The 18419-nt window shown below is 67.3% G+C and carries 15 protein-coding genes and 1 pseudogene; 6 read left to right on the top strand and 10 right to left on the bottom strand.

The window, feature by feature from the left end; translation table 11 throughout:
- Positions 1–27: 27 nt before the first annotated feature.
- From A9K58_RS11845 to A9K58_RS11825, 5 genes and pseudogenes are all read right to left on the bottom strand, one after another.
- Positions 28–807 (bottom strand): CvpA family protein, encoded by a 780-nt coding sequence (locus tag A9K58_RS11845; protein ID WP_065199538.1) that lies wholly within the window; start codon positions 805–807, stop codon positions 28–30.
- A 46-nt stretch (positions 808–853) separates the two neighbouring features.
- Positions 854–1888 (bottom strand): SPOR domain-containing protein, encoded by a 1035-nt coding sequence (locus A9K58_RS11840; protein WP_065199537.1) that lies wholly within the window; start codon positions 1886–1888, stop codon positions 854–856.
- Between the two features lie 81 nt (positions 1889–1969).
- On the bottom strand, positions 1970–3241 hold the full coding sequence (gene folC, locus A9K58_RS11835) for a bifunctional tetrahydrofolate synthase/dihydrofolate synthase (RefSeq protein WP_065199536.1): 1272 nt from the start codon (positions 3239–3241) through the stop codon (positions 1970–1972).
- A 40-nt stretch (positions 3242–3281) separates the two neighbouring features.
- Complete coding sequence (locus A9K58_RS11830; protein WP_065199535.1) at positions 3282–3926, bottom strand: histidine phosphatase family protein; 645 nt, start codon at positions 3924–3926, stop codon at positions 3282–3284.
- A 250-nt stretch (positions 3927–4176) separates the two neighbouring features.
- Positions 4177–6341: pseudogene (locus tag A9K58_RS11825) on the bottom strand (S46 family peptidase).
- A gap of 432 nt (positions 6342–6773) precedes the next feature.
- On the opposite strand from A9K58_RS11825, the gene tdh reads away from it, so the two are divergent.
- Positions 6774–7796 (top strand): L-threonine 3-dehydrogenase, encoded by a 1023-nt coding sequence (gene tdh / locus A9K58_RS11820; RefSeq protein ID WP_065199636.1) that lies wholly within the window; start codon positions 6774–6776, stop codon positions 7794–7796.
- 185 nt (positions 7797–7981) lie between these two features.
- Here the strand turns inward: tdh and A9K58_RS11815 are convergent, their stop codons facing one another.
- The gene (locus tag A9K58_RS11815; RefSeq protein WP_065199534.1) at positions 7982–8677 is read right to left on the bottom strand and encodes a TorF family putative porin; all 696 of its coding nucleotides are present in this window, start codon (positions 8675–8677) and stop codon (positions 7982–7984) included.
- A gap of 206 nt (positions 8678–8883) precedes the next feature.
- Here A9K58_RS11815 and kbl point away from each other — a divergent pair, with 206 nt between their 5' ends.
- Entirely contained in the window at positions 8884–10092 is a 1209-nt protein-coding gene (kbl, locus tag A9K58_RS11810) for a glycine C-acetyltransferase (protein WP_065199533.1), read from the top strand.
- A gap of 88 nt (positions 10093–10180) precedes the next feature.
- Here kbl and A9K58_RS11805 read toward each other — a convergent pair whose 3' ends face one another.
- From A9K58_RS11805 to A9K58_RS11790, 4 genes are all read right to left on the bottom strand, one after another.
- Positions 10181–10516, bottom strand: coding sequence for a hypothetical protein (locus tag A9K58_RS11805; protein ID WP_065199532.1), 336 nt, complete (start codon positions 10514–10516; stop codon positions 10181–10183).
- A gap of 84 nt (positions 10517–10600) precedes the next feature.
- On the bottom strand, positions 10601–11410 hold the full coding sequence (locus A9K58_RS11800; RefSeq protein ID WP_065199531.1) for a pseudouridine synthase: 810 nt from the start codon (positions 11408–11410) through the stop codon (positions 10601–10603).
- Positions 11411–11429: 19 nt separating this feature from the next.
- Positions 11430–11936: a hypothetical protein gene (locus A9K58_RS11795; RefSeq protein ID WP_065199530.1), complete on the bottom strand. Its 507-nt coding sequence runs from the start codon at positions 11934–11936 to the stop codon at positions 11430–11432.
- A gap of 214 nt (positions 11937–12150) precedes the next feature.
- A complete protein-coding gene (locus A9K58_RS11790; RefSeq protein WP_065199529.1) occupies positions 12151–13242 on the bottom strand; it encodes an OmpA family protein in 1092 nt (363 codons plus the stop codon).
- A 358-nt stretch (positions 13243–13600) separates the two neighbouring features.
- On the opposite strand from A9K58_RS11790, the gene A9K58_RS11785 reads away from it, so the two are divergent.
- The 4 genes from A9K58_RS11785 (at position 13601) to A9K58_RS11770 (ending at position 18339) form a co-directional block, all read left to right on the top strand.
- Positions 13601–14620: a zinc-binding alcohol dehydrogenase family protein gene (locus tag A9K58_RS11785; RefSeq protein WP_065199528.1), complete on the top strand. Its 1020-nt coding sequence runs from the start codon at positions 13601–13603 to the stop codon at positions 14618–14620.
- Between the two features lie 178 nt (positions 14621–14798).
- Positions 14799–15452, top strand: coding sequence for a membrane protein YczE (yczE, locus tag A9K58_RS11780; protein ID WP_065199527.1), 654 nt, complete (start codon positions 14799–14801; stop codon positions 15450–15452).
- A 102-nt stretch (positions 15453–15554) separates the two neighbouring features.
- The gene (locus A9K58_RS11775; protein ID WP_065199526.1) at positions 15555–17585 is read left to right on the top strand and encodes an NADPH-dependent 2,4-dienoyl-CoA reductase; all 2031 of its coding nucleotides are present in this window, start codon (positions 15555–15557) and stop codon (positions 17583–17585) included.
- Between the two features lie 295 nt (positions 17586–17880).
- The gene (locus A9K58_RS11770) at positions 17881–18339 is read left to right on the top strand and encodes a cell wall hydrolase (RefSeq protein WP_065199525.1); all 459 of its coding nucleotides are present in this window, start codon (positions 17881–17883) and stop codon (positions 18337–18339) included.
- Positions 18340–18419: the final 80 nt, after the last annotated feature.

Genomic DNA, 18419 nt, shown 5'->3' with positions numbered 1-18419 from the left:
GCGAGGTCTCCGCTGGGCTGTGCCCAGTTACAAGGAAGGTGGCCGTACCTGGCCGCGAGGGTCGCCGCGGCTGCGGTCGACATTGGCCGGGTCACCCGGCTCGATACTGCCTGGTAGTGCAGGGGCATCCGGGCGAACTTCGGCCGGATCGTAGGCGTCGCCCTGTTCCGCTTTCGCAGGCCGCAGCCATCCGCTGCCTGCCACTACCTGGTTGAGGATCCCATTATCGCCTGCCTCACGCGGCTTGCCCAACCCGGCACCGGCGCTCTTTCCCAGGTCTCCCAGCAAAGATGGGGACAGTGCGTCTGTCGGCAAGGCCTTGGGCAGCATGTCGGCGCCGGGCATCCGCCAGTGCGGCAGTTTGCTGTTCATCCAGGCCACGGCCGGGTTCAGCACCGGACGGACCGCCGAACGCTGCCAGGAAGGCTCGGCGGTCAGCGGGGTGAAGCCTGCCAGCAGCAGCAGGATCGCCGCGATCAGGCCACCGCGCACAACGCCCAGCACTCCGCCCAGCAGGCGGTCCAGGCTGGTCAGCATGCTGCGATGGACCATCGCCTTGATGATCATGCCGATCACGGCGACCACGATCATCACGCCGATGCCAACGCCCAGGTAGCCGCCGACAAAGTGCTCGCCGCCGGGGGCCGCCGGGGCCGCCCACCAACGGGCAGCATCGTTGCCAAAGGCGAAAGACGCCCATGCCGCCAGCAACCACGACAGGGTGCCGATGACGATCCCCACGAAGCCGCGCAGCATCCCCAGCAGGGTCGAGGCAGCGATCACAATCAGCAATACCACGTCGATCATGGTGCCCTGCTCCTTGGGCAGCGCTGGCAACGGGCCTGCGCGTGGGTCATGGGTGGGGGCGGACCATGCCGGCCACGCCGACCTTGGCCGCGACCTGCGCCTTCAACTGCTCGGCATCGGCACGGTTGGCGACCGGCCCGACGCGGACACGATGCAGAGTGCCCTTGTCGGTACGCACCTGCTCGACGAAGGCGCTGAATCCGGCCGCGCGGACCTTGTCGCGCAGGGCAGCGGCATCACTGGCCTGGCCGAATGCGCCCAGCTGCACCGCAAAGCCGACGCCGCTGGCCGCCGGGGCCGCCGGGGCCGTCGCCGGCTTGCTGGCGGTCGCATCCGGCCTCGGCTGAGGCTTCGGAGCCTCGGGCCTGGGCGCCGGCTTCGGCGGTTCCGGCTTGGTTGCCGGCGCCGCAGCGGCCGTTGGCGCGCTCGGCGGCAGGCTTTCACTGCGCACCGGATTGCCATTGGCCGACGGTGCGGTGGCCGCAGACGCAGTACTCGCGCCCGGCACCGCCGGCGTTGGCGCGGCGGCAACCGGGGCAGCGCCGCCCGTGGCCGCGTCCAGGGTGATCACTTCGGCCTTCACGTCAGAACGGATCTTCACCGCCTGCAGCCGCGCCGCCTCGGCCAGGGCCCGATCGGCATAGGGTCCCACGCGCACGCGCCATGCCTGGCGACCGTTGAGGGTGGTGGCCTCGGCAAAGCCCGGCAGCTGCGATCGCTGCAGGTAGGCGATCACTGCATCGGCATCGGCCTTGCTGCCATAGGCGCCGAACGTGACTGCGTAATTGCCGGCGGCTACTGCCGGGGAGGTATCCACCGCCGGGGGCGTGGCCGGCGCAGCGGCGTCCTGCACCGGCTTGACCTGGCCGGCCTGCAGGCCGGTGGCACCACCGGCCGGCGCGACCAGCGGCAGTTCACGGGTTTCGAACTGGCCGTTGGCCGGAGCCTGCGGGGCCGCGATCGGCACGTCGGCGACACCACTGTCCGGGGCGGGGCCCTTGACCAGCATCGGCAGGAAAATCACGGCCAGTGCCACCAGCACGATGGCACCAATCAGACGCTGTTTCAGGGGCGTATCCACGTGAGGCAGGCAACTGTCCGGAGATTGCCGTCGATTATACGGGTGCCGGACCGGCCGGCGTCGGCATTGGCTGAACGCGGATCAGGGGCCATCCTGCAGCCAGCGCAGGGCCGCGGCCGCGGTATGGAAGGAGCCGAACACCAGCACCCGGTCGCCCCGCTCGGCCTGCGCCAGCACCTGCGTCAGCGCCTGCTCGACGCCGTCGGCCAGCTGCGCCGTAGCGGCAGCAGTGCCGGCCAGGCGCGCCTGCAGCTGGGCGGCGCTCTGCCCGCGCGGGCCGTCCAGCCCGGCCAGGGTCCACTCGCCCACCACGTCCTGCAGTGCCTGCACCACCCCCACTGCGTCCTTGTCCTGCAACGCGGCGTACACCGCCAGCGTGCGGCCCGGAGACACCTCGGCCTTCAGCGAGCGCGCCAGCTGGGCGGCCGCCTGCGGGTTATGGCCGACATCGACGCGGATCTGCACACCGTTGCGCTCGAACGCCTGCAGGCGGCCGGCGATACGGGCGGCCGCGATACCGGCCGCCCACGCCGCGCGGGGAACCGGCCTGTCCAGTGCGCGCAGCGCGGCAATGGCGGCACCGGCGTTGGCCAGCTGGATCGGGCCGGCCAGGGCCGGGGTCGGCAGTTCCATGCGCAGGCCGACATCCCGCCAGCGCCAGCGCTGGGCATCGATCGGCTCGTAGAAATAGTCGCTGCCGCCACGGATCGCGTTCGCACCGACCAGGTAGGCACGGCGCAGCACGCTCGAGGGCGGATCGGTCTCGCCCAGGATCACCGGCTTCCAGCCGCGGATGATGCCGGCCTTCTCGGCACCGATTGCTTCGCGGTCCTCGCCCAGCCACTCGGCGTGGTCGACGTCCACGGTGGTGATCACCGCCACGTCCGCGTCGACGATGTTGACTGCATCCAGGCGGCCGCCCAGGCCCACTTCCAGCACCGCCAGGTCCAGCCCGGCGCCGGCGAACAGCTGCAGCGCGGCCAGCGTGCCGTACTCGAAATAGGTCAGGGTGATCCCGCCACGCGCGGCCTCGACGGCGTTGAACGCCGCCACCAGCGCGGCATCGTCCGCCTCCTGGCCATCAATGCGCACGCGCTCGTTGTAGCGCAGCAGGTGCGGTGAGGTATAGGCGCCCACCTTCCAGCCGGCGGCGCGTGCGATGGCCTCGATGAACGCCACCGTGGAACCCTTGCCGTTGGTGCCACCGACCACGATGGTGCGCCTGGCCGGGGCACCCAGGCCCATCGCCGTGGCCACGGTGCGCACGCGCTCCAGGCCCATGTCGATGGTCGCCGGGTGCTGGCGTTCGATGTAGTCCAGCCAGTCGGCCAGAGTGGTCGGGGTGTTCGTCACGGCGGGGTTCCAGCAGAAGCAGTTGATGCGAAGGAATGGTTCAGAGCGCGCGGTGCTTGGCTTCGCCGAAGAACGGCGTGTGGTGGGCGCAGTCGTTCAGGCGCACCACTTCCAGGCTGTCCAGGTCGCCGCCTTCGAGCAGGTTGAGCGTGGTCGGTGCCTGCCGGAAGGTCCACAGCCGCGACAGTGGCAGGCCCAGCACCCTGCACAGGATCACGCGGTTGACCGCATCGTGGGCGACCACCAGCAGGGTGTCGTGCTCGCCGAGGCCCTCGGCGGCGCGCGCCAAACCCCGCCAGCTGCGCTCCAGCACCAGGCGCAGCGATTCGCCGCCGGGCATCAGTACGGTATCCGGCTCCTCGCGCCAGGCCTGCAGGCGCGACGGATCCTTCTCATGGATCTCGCTGGCCAGCAGTCCTTCCCACTCTCCGTGGGCGATCTCCTGCAACTCCGGTTCGGTCAGCAGCATCCCGGCACGGGCGGCGCCGAGCGCCAGCTGCGCGGTGCGCTGCGCGCGCGACAGCGGCGAAGCAACGGCACGGGTAATGTCCACCGAAGCCAGGCGGGCGCCAAGGGCCTGGGCCTGGGCTTCGCCAATCGGCGAAAGCGGGATGTCGATCTGGCCCTGGTAGCGGCCTTCGGCGTTCCACGGCGTTTCGCCGTGACGGGCAAGCAGGATGCGCATGCGTGCAAGGGGTCCTGGGGGGAGGAGGTCTCCGCGTTTCGTTCACATCCTGTGAAGTCCGCGGAACAGGGATGATACCTGTTCGGCGCACCCGGCCGGGCGGCCATGAAAAAACCCCGCGACCTGCGTCGCGGGGTTTCAGGTTTTCCGGCCATTGGGTCAAGGTTGCCGGCCAGCGGCCGGCACCACCGTGTCCGCTACAAGCAGTAGACCACGCCATGCGTGGATGAACCGCCCGGGACAGCGACCCTCAGTTGGCCAGATTCAGTTCCTTCAGCAGCTCCGGGGCCGGCGCCACTTCCTGCATGACCCACTGCATGTAGCGGCTGTCGACCGCGATATGCGGGTCATCACCGGATCGAACACCCAGTTGGAGCTGACCGATTCCCAGTTGCCATCGAATGCCAGCCCGACCAGCTTGCCGTTGGCGTCCAGTACCGGCGAACCCGAGTTGCCGCCGGTGATGTCCAGGTTGGACAGGAAGTTCACCGGCACCGAACCAATGCGCTTGTCCTCCAGGCCACCGTAACGCTTGGCCTTGACTGCATCGAGCAGGGCCTTGGGCGCGTCGAACGGATCGACGCCGGTGTCCTTGGCGACGATGCCCTCCAGCGTGGTGAACGGGGTGTAGGCCACGCCGTCCTTGGGCTCATAGCCCATCACGTTGCCGAAGGTGATGCGCAGCGACAGGTTGGCATCCGGATACACGAATTCGCCCTGGCTCTTCTTGTAGTCGGCCAGTGCCTGCAGGTACAGCGGGCGAGCCGTCAGCGATTCGCCTTCGCGGATCTTCTTCTGCTCTTCCTGCTTCAGCAGCGACGGCATGATCGCCACTGCGTACTGGATGGCCGGGTCGGTGCTGGCTTCGAATGCCGCGCGGTCCGCCTTGAACCACTTCAGGCGCGCATCCAGGCTGCCCAGCTCGGTGCCCGACAGCTTGCTCACCAGCGCCTTGACCGCATTGGCATCGCTGCCGCCCAGCCAGGTGTTGAGCACTTCATTGTTGCGCTGCGCGGCCGGCAGGGCCACGTACTGGTCCAGCCAGTAGGCCTGGAACTGCTGGTCCATCCTGGGCACGTAGCGACGCTCCATCTGCCGCACGCTGCCTTCGATGGTCGGCAGGTCGCGGTCCTGGTAGCCCACCTCGCGCTCGGCATCCGGCTTGGTGCGCTCGATCGACAGGCGGTACAGGGCGATGGCCGCACCGACCGTTGCGGTGTTGTTGAACTGGCCGACGAACAGGTCGCGCTCGCGGGTGGCCTTGCTGGCGTCCAGATGCTTGACCAGCTGTGCGTGCGCGGCCAGCGCCGGCTTGCCAGCGGCGCCCTGCTTCTTCAGCCAGGCCAGTACGGCGGCTTCTTCAGCCTGCTTCTGGCCCGCCGCGTCGATGCGCTTGAAGCCCTCCAGCTGGCCGGCGTAGTTCTTGGCCACGTTGTTCATGCTGGCGGCAGTGGCGGCGTACTTTACCTTGATGTCGGCGTCGGCCTTGCCGGCCTCGTCGATCATCTTCAGCACCGCGTTGTAGTGCCTGGCGATGGTTGGATAGGTCCAGCTGGCGGTTTCATTGAATTCGCCGGCCAGTGCGTAGCGGTTGGTGCGGCCCGGGTAGCCGGCCACCATCACGAAGTCACCCGCGCCCAGCGGCTGGTCGGTGAATTTCAGGAAATGCCTGGGCTGGTACGGCACGTTGTCGGCCGAGAATGCAGCCGGCTTGCCATCCTTGCCGACGTAGGCGCGGTAGAACGAGAAGTCGCCGGTGTGGCGCGGCCACATCCAGTTGTCGACGTCGCCACCGTACTTGCCGACGCTGCCCGGGGGCGCGTAGACCAGGCGCACGTCCTTGATTTCCATGTTGCGGAACAGGCGGTAGGTATTGCCGCCGGAGAAGGTGTACAGGCGGCAGCGGAAGCCTTCCTCGGCTTCACAGGCGGCGACCTGGGCCTTGTCGAAGGCGTCCAGCGCGCGGCTGCGCGCCAGTGGGTCGTTGCCAGCTGCGGCGATGGCGGCCTTGGCCTGGGCGGTGACGTCGGTGATCTGGTCGAGCACGAAGACGCGGGCATTCGGCCCGGCGCTCAGTTCATCGCTGGGCTTCGGGGCGTTGAAGCCGTCCTTGATCAGGTTCTTCTCCGCGGTCGAATTCAGCTGGATGGCGCCATACGCGCAGTGGTGGTTGGTGACCACCAGGCCCTGCGGCGAAACGAAGCTGGCGGTGCAGCCGCCGAGGGCGACGACGGCGCCCATCGGGTCGCCGGTGAGATTGGACAGCTGCTCCGGCGACAGCTTCAGGCCGGCCTTCTGCAGCGGGCCGGCGATTTCCGGCAGCTGCTGTGGCACCCACATGCCTTCAGCGGCATGGGCGGCCTGGGCCAGCCCGAGGCTGGCGACGATGGAGAATGCAAGCAGGTTCGAGCGCATGGAGCGGCCCCTGGTAGTGGAACCCTCGATTGTAGCCCGCCGCCCTGCCCCGGCCCGAACCCCGGAAGTCATGCAATCAGGTGCTTCCACCGTTCAGCGTTTCCATTGCGATCGGTCAGAGGGGAGAGGCCAGGCCGATGCAGGACACGCCGTAAACCCATCCATGGGGGCTCGGTCGCGCCATCCATGGCGCTCACGGTCCTGCATCGGCCTGGCCTCTCGCCTCCCCACAGTCCCCTGGCCTCGGACGGTAGCGCCGAGCCATGCCCGGCGAGCGAAGCGGCGCTGCTGTTTGCAGCACGTTCGAAACGCCCGTCGGCGCACGCCTTTCGTTCCGCCACTGCACCCGCAGCGCAACATTGGAAATCCACGCGGCGTCCTATAATCCGCGCTTTCCCCCTGATGAGTTCCACCCCGATGGCGCAGCAAACGATGAAGGCCCTGGTCAAGCGCGAAGCGGCCAAGGGCATCTGGCTGGAAGAAGTTCCGGTTCCGACCCCGGGCCCGAACGAGGTCCTGATCAAGCTGGAGAAGACCGCGATCTGCGGTACCGACCTGCACATCTACCTGTGGGACGAGTGGAGCCAGCGCACCATCAAGCCGGGCCTGACCATTGGCCACGAGTTCGTCGGCCGCATCGCCGCGCTCGGCTCGGCAGTGACCGGCTATGAGATCGGCCAGCGCGTCTCGGCCGAAGGCCATATCGTCTGCGGCCATTGCCGCAACTGCCGTGGCGGCCGCCCGCACCTGTGCCCTAACACCGTCGGCATCGGCGTCAACGTCAACGGCGCCTTCGCCGAATACATGGTGATGCCGGCCAGCAACCTGTGGCCGATCCCTGACCAGATCCCGTCGGAGCTGGCCGCGTTCTTCGACCCCTACGGCAACGCCGCGCACTGCGCGCTGGAATTCGACGTGATCGGCGAGGACGTGCTGATCACCGGTGCCGGCCCGATCGGCATCATCGCCGCCGGCATCTGCAAGCACATCGGTGCGCGCAACGTGGTGGTGACCGACGTCAACGACTTCCGCCTGAAGCTGGCCGCCGACATGGGCGCCACCCGCGTGGTCAACGTAGCCAACCAGTCGCTGAAGGACGTGATGAAGGAACTGCACATGGAAGGCTTCGACGTAGGCCTGGAAATGAGCGGCAACCCGCGTGCGTTCAACGACATGCTCGACTGCATGTACCACGGCGGCAAGATCGCCATGCTCGGCATCATGCCCAAGGGCGCCGGCTGCGACTGGGACAAGATCATCTTCAAGGGCCTGACCGTGCAGGGCATCTACGGCCGCAAGATGTACGAGACCTGGTACAAGATGACCCAGCTGGTGCTGTCCGGTTTCCCGCTCGGCAAGGTGATGACCCACCAGTTGCCGATCGACGACTTCCAGAAGGGCTTCGACCTGATGGAACAAGGCAAGGCCGGCAAGGTCGTCCTCAGCTGGAATTGACCCGAAGGGTCAATTCCCCCGCATGTTTCCTTATCCCCGCGCCTTTGGCGCGCCCCCTTGAACAACAAGGGGGCTCTTCCCCAGATGGGATCAAGAACACCGCGGAACTGAAAAAGGCGCCCGATGGGCGCCTTTTTCGCAATGCGTGCCAGGCAAGCTTGGCACCTACCGTAACGCCTGCGGCGTTACTTGCCGACGGCCACGGTCAGCAGCACGCGGCTGTGGGCCAGCTTGCCGGAGTTGTCGCGGCCGTTGCCGTCGGTGCCGTAGTAGCCGAGGCCGACGTTGAACAGGCCGAACTGGCGTTCGACGCCTACGTTCCAGTCGGTGTAGTCCTTGGCGATACCGTCCTCGAAGGTGCTGCGGCCGACGTTGGCATTCAGGGTGAAGTCCTTCGGCAGGCCCCAGCTGCCGCCCAGGCCGAAGTACCAGCCATCGGTGCTGCTGTTCCAGACGTCGTTGGTGTAGGCCACCGTCAGCTTGTAGGTTTCATCCAGCGTGGTGGTGGTGATCAGCTCGTTGTAGTTCAGCTCGCTGGCACCGAGGTAGGTGTAGCGGTTCAGCAGCGCATCGAAATTGACGCGGGGCGTGACGTCCACGCCGTAGCCGATCTGGTAATCCACTTCGGTGCTCGGATCACCCGGACCGAAGTCGACGCCCGAACCCCACACGCCGGCATACAGGCCAACCGGGCTGGTGTAGGTGAAACCGGCCTGCAGGGTCGGATCCTCATCGGTCTGCGACACACCACGGAACAGATAATCCGACACGGCAGTGACGTTCCAGCTGTAAGGCGACTCTGCGTCCTGGGCGCTGGCGGCGAACGGGGCGGCCAGGGTCAGGGCAGCGGCAATGGCGAGGCAGGCACGGGCGTGCTTCATGAGCGTCTCCGGTGGGGGGCGGTGGCGTGGAAGGCGGGAAGCGGGCGTATCGGCCGGAACGGGACAGCCCCGGTTCACGGATTTTTAATCCGTTTGCTATTGCGATGCAACATGTGCCGCCCCTGGCGGTGCCCGGTCCTGGCCAGTCGGCAAGCAGCATTGCCCGGTAGAATCAGCGGTTTCCCGTGCAGAGCCGTGCCCACGCCATGACCGACGCCTCCTCCGCCCTGACCCGCCACTACGCCGAGGAACTGGACGCCATCCGCGCCCAGGGCCTGTTCAAGTCCGAGCGGATCATCACCAGCCCGCAGTCGGCCGAGATCACCCTCGACGACGGCCGCAAGGTGCTGAACTTCTGTGCCAACAACTATCTGGGCCTGGCCGACCATCCGGACCTGATCCAGGCCGCCAAGGACGCGCTGGACACCCACGGCTTCGGCATGGCCTCGGTGCGCTTCATCTGCGGCACCCAGGATCTGCACAAGCAGCTGGAGAAGCAGATCGCCGACTTCTTCGGCAAGCAGGACACCATCCTGTACGCGGCCTGCTTCGATGCCAACGGTGGCCTGTTCGAGCCCCTGCTCGGCGAGAACGACGCGATCATTTCCGATGCGCTCAACCATGCTTCGATCATCGACGGCGTGCGCCTGTGCAAGGCCAAGCGCTTCCGTTATGCCAACTGCGACATGGCCGACCTGGAAGCGCAGCTGCAGGCCGCCGATGCCGCCGGTTGCAGGACCAAGCTGATCACCACCGACGGCGTGTTCTCGATGGACGGCTTCATTGCCCCGCTGGATGAGATCACCGCACTGGCAAGGAAGTACAACGCGCTGGTCCACATCGACGAATGCCACGCCACCGGCTTCCTCGGTGCCACCGGCCGCGGCTCGGCCGAGGTCAAGGGCGTCCTGGACAGGATCGACATCATCACCGGCACCCTGGGCAAGGCCATGGGCGGCGCCCTGGGCGGCTTCACCTGCGCCAGCGCCGAGGTGATCGAACTGCTGCGCCAGCGCTCACGCCCCTACCTGTTCTCCAACTCGCTGCCGCCGCACGTCGTGGCCGCAGGCATCAAGGCGTTCGAGATGCTGGCGGCGGCCGGCGACCTGCGTGAAAAGCTGGCCGGCAACACTGCCTACTTCCGCGAGAAGATGATCGCAGCCGGTTTCGACGTGAAGCCGGGCGTGCATCCGATCAGCCCGGTGATGCTGTACGACGCCCCGCTGGCGCAGAAGTTCGCCGAGCGCCTGCTGGAAGAAGGCATCTACGCGATCGGCTTCTTCTTCCCCGTGGTGCCGAAGGGGCAGGCGCGCATCCGCACGCAGATGAGCGCCGCACACAGCCGCGAGCATCTGGATCGTGCGATCGATGCGTTCACCCGCATCGGTATCGAGCTGGGCGTGATCAAGGGCTGATCACGCCGGGGTCGGTTCCCTTTCCTGCGGAAAGGGGCCCTGACCCCACCGGCCAAAGCGTGCCGACCAAGGTCGGCACCCACAGACGTCACTTCTTTTTCTTCTTGCCCTTCGGCTCGTCCTTGCTGGCCACCACCACCGCTTTGCCGGCAGCGGCCTGGCCATTGCCCTTGGCGACGCGGATGCCGTTGGCCTTCATCCAGGCATCAAATTCGTCGGCGGTCATCTTCCTGTCGCCATTGCTCATCAGGAAGCGGTAACTGCCACGGCCATCCAGCTCCGGGGCCTTCACTTCGACCACCGGGGTCTCGGCGGGTGTTTCCGCCTTGGCCGCCTTCTTGTGTCCGCCACAGGCGGTCAGCAGCATTATCGGCAGCAGCAGGCCTGCACAGCGCAGGGTTTGGTTGAGGGTCGGGTGATACATGGGCAGGCTCCGTTCGGGAAATTCAACACCAGGCGCCCCTTACGCCTGGCACGGTGGCCGGCAATCGCCGGCTGCGGGCGATGATCAGCCCGGTGCAGCGGCCCCCAGCCGCTGCTGGTCACTGACCTCCAGCACCCGCCACTGCCCCTTGCCGAGATCGCCGAGCAGCAGCCCGCCGATCGCGACCCGGACCAGGCGCAGCACCTGCAGGTCGAAGGCCGCCAACAGGCGGCGGATGTGGCGGTTGCGGCCCTCATCGAGGACCACTTCCAGCCACGCGGTCTTGTCGCCACTGCGCAGCACGCGCACGGCCTGGGCGACGAGGAATTCCCCCTCGTCCTCCACCCCGGCCTGCAATGCCACCAGCGTGGCGTCATCGGGCAGGTGATCGACCTGCACGTGATAGGTCTTCTGTGGCCCGGTGTCCGGATCGGTCAGGCGTGCGGCCCACTGCGGATCGTTGCTGAACAGCAACAACCCTTCACTGGCCTTGTCCAGCCGCCCGACCGGGGCGATCCAGGGCAGGCCGGCGCCGTCAAAACAGCGATACACGGTGTCACGGCCACGCTCGTCCTGGGTGGTGGTCACCACTCCACGCGGCTTGTTGAGCATCAGGTACAGGCGCTGCGGCGCGCCCATCGGTTGGCCATCGACTTCGATCGGCGGCGCCGGCTGGGCAATCGGAAACTCGGGGTCACGGATGACACGGCCGGAAACGCGCACACGGCCTTCGGCGATCCAGCGCGCGGCCTCGCTGCGCGAGCAGACGCCCGCCTTGGACAGCACGCGCGCCAGACCATGGCGGACGCCGGAGGATGCGGCAGCGGAGTTCGCACGCCCACGCGATGCGTGGGAGCGGGCGGCGGGGACGGCAGGTGGGCGGCGCGTGCGCAAGCCACTGCTCCCCGCAGGGTTACTTCTTGTCGACCGGCCTGGTTTCGGCCGGTGCTTCGGCCGCAGCCGGGGTGGCGGCCGGTGCCGGACGGGCCTTGACCACGCGTACGCCGCGCGCCTTCATCCAGGCGTCGAACTCTTCGGCCGTCATGCGCTTGCCGTTCTGGCTCATGTCGAAGCGCCAGGGCGTGTTGTCGAATTCGGTCTGCGGCTTGTAGGCCGCCGGATCATTCGGTTTCACCGCCGGCGCGCTCGGAATGGCCTTGGCGATGTTCTGGCAGCCATCGATGCGCAGCCGCTGCAGCACCTGGTCCAGCGATTGCGAAGGGTCGTAATTGGTGCTGAGGACGCCTGCAGGCATGCCCAGCTGGTTGCCGCGGATGTACAGCTCATCGGCCACCGGCGCGATGGTCGTGGCCGGCAACGGCAGCGGCGAAGCGCTGGTGTTGGCCGAGCAATCGACGGCGGCGTGGGCGGCGGGAACCAGGGCCAGCGCCAGGACGGCGGCCGATGCAGAGCGCAGCATGAAGGGCATCCACGAAAGGAAGTGACGCGGCGAGTTTAGCAATGCCGCGTCAGCTTTCAAGCGCCACCTTCAATGAATACGGCAACCCATTGTTTCACGGACAAAAAGCCGACAAACGGTCATCCTCGCCGCAGCTTCGCCGTTTCCTCCCGCACAAACAACAAGACCCGGCCGAAGCCGGGTCCTGCTGTGTCTTGCGGGAGATCGCCAGAACTTAGTTCTGGACGTTCAGCTCGGTACGACGGTTCTTGGCGCGGCCTTCCGGGTTGTCCGAACCATCCGGGTTGGTGTTCGGAGCAATCGGGCGGCTCTCGCCGTAGCCGATCGGGCCAACCAGACGCGAAGCATCAACGCCGTTCTGGGTCAGGTAGTTGTACACCGCGGTGGCACGACGCTCCGACAGCTTCTGGTTGTAGGCGTCGGTACCCTTCGAGTCGGTGTGACCGGCGACTTCAACACGCAGATCCGGGTAGCGCTTCAGGATCTCGGTCGCTTCGCTCAGGATCGCCACGGCGTCCGGACGCAGGTTCGACTTGTCGAAGTCGAAGTTGACGCCCTTCAGGTCGATGGAGACCGGCACCGGGCAACCGTCCGGACCGATGGTCTGGCCCGGCTGCGAGTTCGGGCACTTGTCGTCGCAGTTGTTGACGCCGTCACCATCGTCGTCCAGGTCGGCGCAGCTCGGAGCAACCGGAGCCTGAGCCGGAGCAGCCGCGACCGGAGCCGGGCCCAGCGGGATCACGACACCGACCGAAGCCAGCACGTCACCGAACCAGTCTTCCTTCGGAGCGGCAACGCTCTGGTCGTCGAAGTCAGCGCGGTAAGCCACTTCGGCGCGCACGGCAACGCGCTTCTCGAAGGTGGTCTGCAGGCCGACGCCGACCTTGGCGGCGAAGTTGCCGTCCTTGCGCTCACGCGGACCGTTGTTGTCCAGTGCGGGGTACTCTTCCTCCGACTTCTGGTAGCCCAGGCCGGCCAGCAGGTACGGGTTCCAGCCGCGGCCTTCCTTGATGAAGTGGCGGCGCAGATCCAGCGAGACACCGTACTGCGACCAGTTCAGGTCCTGGTTGCCGTCGAAGTTCGGGTTCTGGTAGTTCAGCTCACCGTCCAGCGACCAGTTCGGGCTGATGAACTTGCCCAGGCCCAGGGTCACGAACGGAGCGTCGTTGGTCAGACGGTCGCTGTCCTGGAAGTTGAAGCCGGCCGAACCGGTCAGGTACCAGCGGTCATCGAACTCCTGCGCGGAAGCAGCCTGGGCGAAAGCCAGACCACCGAGCAGCGCGGCAGTAAGGATCTTCTTGTTCATTGAGTACAGCTCCTATTTCGGGGGTATGAAACCGGTAGAGGCATGGGCCAGCACTACTGCGTCGATGTTCAGACAGCCGATTCAGCACGCCACCGCCGCGAACATTATGCTCAGGCGGGTGAAGGCCATGTTAACAGTCCCGTAACATGTGAAGTGTTGCGCCCGACCGGCCACCGGTCCGACGTTGAAACCCTATACAGGATGATGAAAATCCGCAAGACCTGCACCCTGCAAGGGTTTGGCGGGGTTTAGGCGTCGGAAACGACATTCTGCACCGGCGGCCGCCCGGCATGGTTCAGCGCATTTCCGCAAAGGTGAGGAACCTTATGATGGAAACACGAACCCAGCCGGAGCCGTAATGAAAGCCGTCGCCCTGAGTCGTGAGTCCGCCCCTGCCCTGCAGGACATCCACCTGCCGCCGCCGCTGCCGCCGCAGGGCCGTGACCTGCTGGTCCGGGTCGAAGCGGTCTCGGTCAACCCCGTCGATGGCAAGCAGCGTGCCGCGACTGCTGCGGCCACGCTTGATGTGCCGCGCGTACTTGGCTGGGATGCTGCGGGGGTGGTTGAAGCCATCGGCGATGAGGCCAGCCTGTTCGCCTCGGGCGATGAGGTCTACTACGCCGGCGATGTGACGCGCCCGGGCTGCAATGCGCAATACCAGCTGGTCGACGAGCGTCTGGTCGCGCGCAAGCCGACCACCCTCGACTTCGCTGAAGCCGCTGCGCTGCCGCTGACCACCCTCACCGCCTGGGAGCTGTTGTTCGAGCGCATGCCCTTGCAGCTGGATGATCGGCGCCACGCGGGCCAGCACCTGCTGGTGATCGGCGGTGCGGGCGGCGTCGGATCGATCGCAGTCCAGCTGGCCCGGCATGCCGGCTTCGAGGTGATCGCCACCGCATCACGCGAGGCATCGGCGGACTGGTGCCGGACGATGGGCGCGCAGCACGTCGTCGATCACCGCCAGCCGCTGATGCCGCAGCTACGGGCGCTGGGCATCGAGACAGTACAGGTCGCACTCAATCTCGCCGACACCGATCACTACTGGGATGAGCTGGGCCAGGTGCTGGCGCCGCAGGGCCACGTCGGCCTGATCGTCGAGCCTCGCGGTGCGCTGCGCATCGGTGATCCGTACAAGGCCAAGTGCATCGGCATCCACTGGGAATTCATGTTCGCGCGGTCTCGGTTCGCCACCGCGGACCGCATCGAGCAACACCGCATCCTCAGCCGCGCCGCCAGCATGATCGATGCCGGCCAGCTGCGCGGTACCCTCAGCGAAACACTGGGCACGATCAACGCAGCGAATCTGGACATCGCGCATCAGCGCCTGGCCAGCGGACGCACGCTGGGCAAGCTGGCCCTTGCGGGCTGGGACGAGTGAGCGCCCTGCTGATGTAGATGCAGAGCCGAGCCCACGCTCGGCTGGTGGAGCAAAGCAGCCGAGCATGGGCTCGGCTCTACGCATTCCGCCTGTGCGGGCGGATTGGCGGGTATCTGTATCTATTGGCAGAAACGAATCATGGCTACGGTGGAAACAGATCCCCTCCCCCGAGACCGCCATGCCCTCCGCCCTGCCCCTGCGCCTCCTGCAACTGATCACCGGCCTGTTCCTGTACGGCTTCGGCGCCTCGTTGATGATCCGCGCAGCGATCGGCATCGCTCCTTGGGACGTGCTGTCCCAGGGCATTGCGGCACAGACACCGCTGTCGTTCGGGCTGGCCACCAATGTGATTGGTGCATTGGTGCTGCTGTTGTGGTGGCCGCTGCGGCAGAAGCCAGGAGTCGGCACGGTGCTCAACGTGCTGCTGATCGGGCCCTCCGCGCAGTTCGGCCTGTGGCTGCTGCCGCCGGCTTCCGGCCTTCCGTGGCAGTTGGCGATGTTCACGGCCGGCCTGCTCCTGGTGGCGCTGGCCACCGGCCTGTACATCGGCGCCCGCCTCGGCCCCGGCCCACGCGACGGCCTGATGACCGGCCTGCATGCGCGTACCGGGTGGCCGATCTGGAAGGTACGCAGCCTGATCGAGGGCAGTGTGCTGCTGCTGGGCTGGTGGCTGGGTGGCAACGTGGGCCTCGGCACCCTGGCCTTCGCCCTGCTGATCGGGCCGCTGTGCGGGATCACGCTGGGCTGGTTCGGGATCGGCAAGGCAGCGCAGCCGCACGCGCCCGATAGCGCTGGGCGACGCCCGGAGAGCGCCCAGCGCGCCCGGGGGTGATCGCGTCGCCGGGCACGGCCCGGCGCCATCCAGCGAAGCGGCGCTTGCTCCGGCCGCCGTTTCACGGCACGCTTCGCGCTTCCGTACGCAAGCGTATCGATCATGTCGCCAGCCAACGAAAGCGCCTACCCCCACCTGTTCAGCCCACTGGACCTGGGTTTCACCCAGCTGCGCAACCGGGTGCTGATGGGCTCGATGCACACGGGCCTGGAGGATCGCGCCCGTGATTTCCCGCGGCTGGCGGCCTACTTCGCCGAGCGCGCCGAAGGCGGCGTCGGCCTGATCGTCACCGGCGGCTTCGCGCCGAATGTGGTCGGTTGGCTGAAGCCGTTCGGCGGCAAGCTGTCGTGGCCGTGGGAAGTGCGGCCGCACCGCCAGCTCACCGCCGCCGCGCACCAGCACGGCGCGAAGATCTGCCTGCAGCTGCTGCATGCCGGCCGCTATGCCTACCACCCGCTGTCGGTGGCACCGTCGAAGCTGAAGGCGCCGATCAACCCGTTCACCCCGCGCGCGCTGTCGGCCAGTGGCGTCGAACGCCATATCGCCGACTACGCACGCAGTGCGAAACTGGCCCGCCAAGCCGGCTACGACGGCGTGGAAGTGATGGGCTCGGAGGGCTACCTCATCAATGAGTTCATCGCCCCGCGCACCAACAAGCGTACCGACGCCTGGGGCGGCGACGCGCGCCAGCGCATGCGCTTCGCGGTCGAGATCGTGCGACGCATCCGCGAGGCCTGCGGACCGGATTTCATCATCATCTACCGCCTGTCGCTGGTCGACCTGGTGGAAGACGGCAGCAACTGGGAAGAGATCGTGCAACAGGCGCAGGCCATCGAGGCCGCCGGCGCGACGATCATCAATTCCGGTATCGGCTGGCATGAGGCGCGCATTCCGACCATTGCCACCTCGGTGCCGCGTGCAGCCTTTGCCGGCGTCACTGCCAAGCTCAAGCCGCATGTGAAGCTGCCGCTGGTGGCGACCAACCGCATCAACATGCCCGATGTCGCCGAGCGCATCCTTGCGGGCGGCGGTGCCGACATGGTGTCGCTGGCACGCCCATTGCTGGCCGACCCGCAGTGGCCGAACAAGGCACGGGCCGGCCGGGCCGATGCGATCAACACCTGCATCGCCTGCAACCAGGCGTGCCTGGATCACGTGTTCGAGAACAAGCTGGCCAGCTGCCTGGTCAATCCACGCGCCGCACACGAGACCGAGCTGGTCTATCACCCCACCGCCGCGCCGAAGAAGGTCGCCGTGGTCGGTGCCGGCCCGGCCGGCCTGGCCTGCGCCACCGTCGCGGCCCAGCGCGGGCACCAGGTCACCCTGTTCGACGCCAGCGACGAGATCGGTGGCCAGTTCAACGTGGCCAAGCGCATCCCCGGCAAGGAAGAGTTCCACGAGACCCTGCGCTACTTCCGCCACACGCTGCAGGAAACCGGCGTGCAGCTGCGCCTGGGCACCCGCGCCGATGCCAGCCACCTGGCCGGCTTCGACGAAGTGGTGCTGGCCACCGGCATCACCCCGCGCAAGGTCGACTTCCCGGGTGCCGACCACGCCAAGGTGGTCAGCTACCTGGACGTGCTGCTGGGCCGGGTCGAAGTGGGTGCCAATGCGGCGATCATCGGCGCCGGCGGGATCGGCTTCGACGTCGGCGAGTTCCTCAGCCACGAGGGCGGGTCACCCGCACTTGATCCGCAGCGCTGGATGGCCGAATGGGGCGTGGACGGCACGTTCGAGGCCCGGGGCTCGCTGGCCCGGCCGCAGACCGAGGCCTCGCCGCGCCGCCTGTGGCTGCTGCAGCGCAGCCCGGGCAAGCCCGGCGCGCGGCTGGGCAAGACCACCGGCTGGATCCATCGCGCCACGCTGAAGGCCAAGGGCGTGCGCATGCTCGGCGGCGTCGAGTACCTCGGCGTGGACGACGAAGGCCTGCGCATCCGCGTGAACGGCAGCGAACAGCTGCTGCCGGTCGACCATGTGGTGATCTGCGCGGGGCAGGAACCGAATCGCGCGCTGCATGCCGAACTCCAGGCGGCCGGCATCAACGCACGGCTGATCGGTGGTGCCGATGTGGCGGCCGAACTCGATGCAAAACGCGCCATCGACCAGGGGAGCCGGGTCGCTGCAGCGCTCTGATGAGCGCATGAATGGGGGCCGGAATGTGATTTTCGTCGCCCCTGTTGAACCTGAATGTCAAGCCGCGCGGTTCATGATGCGTTCGGCCATGCCCCCCTACCTTGCGCCAACTTTCTGCTCACCAGCCAGTTTCCGGTGAGCCGGTGCGGCCCCTCGATCAGTACTGATCGTTTCCTTGGGGCTGCCCACGGGGCGGCCCCGATGGCCGCCTCCCCATGACGCCAAGTCGTACTGCGCTCCTGCCGCCTCCGCGGCAGGACCCCGCAGGTGCGGCCCATACGGAGCAAGGAGTGATATGAAACTGGCCTGGATCCTCTGGCTGTCGCAGTTGCTGCCGCAGCCGGCCGCTGATTCGTTGTGCTTGAGCACCACCGTGTACCTGGAAGCCCGCGACCAGACCCTGCGCGGCCAGCAGGCCGTCGCCGAGGTCGCCCTGCGTCGCCTTGACAGCGGCCTGTGGGGCGACTCCATGTGCCAGGTGGTCACCGCGCGCAAGCAGTTCGCGCCCACCATCGTCTCCCCCGGCACCCAGCTGGGCAACGATGCCGCCTGGCGCGAGGCGATGAACGTGGCCTTCGACGCCGAGCGCAACTGGGCACTGCCGGCCGGCGAACGCCGCGAGATCGTGCCCGGTGCCAGTCACTTCGCCGCGCTGTCGATCGCCAGCCCGAGCTGGCGCAACGCTTACCAGGTAGCCACGATCGGCGACCACACCTTCTACAAGGTGCAGAATCTCAAGCCGCGCCAGTCGTAACGATCGTGCTGGCGGCAGCGTTGCTGCCCGCCGCCAGGCTCTGGGATAGTGGGCGTTTTCCGCCCGCCTCACCTGGAGTT

Origin of the sequence: Stenotrophomonas maltophilia, from assembly GCF_001676385.1 — a bacterium.
Classification (GTDB): domain Bacteria; phylum Pseudomonadota; class Gammaproteobacteria; order Xanthomonadales; family Xanthomonadaceae; genus Stenotrophomonas; species Stenotrophomonas maltophilia_J.
Note: the sequence above shows the minus strand (reverse complement) of the source record. Positions and strands in the feature narration are given on the sequence as shown.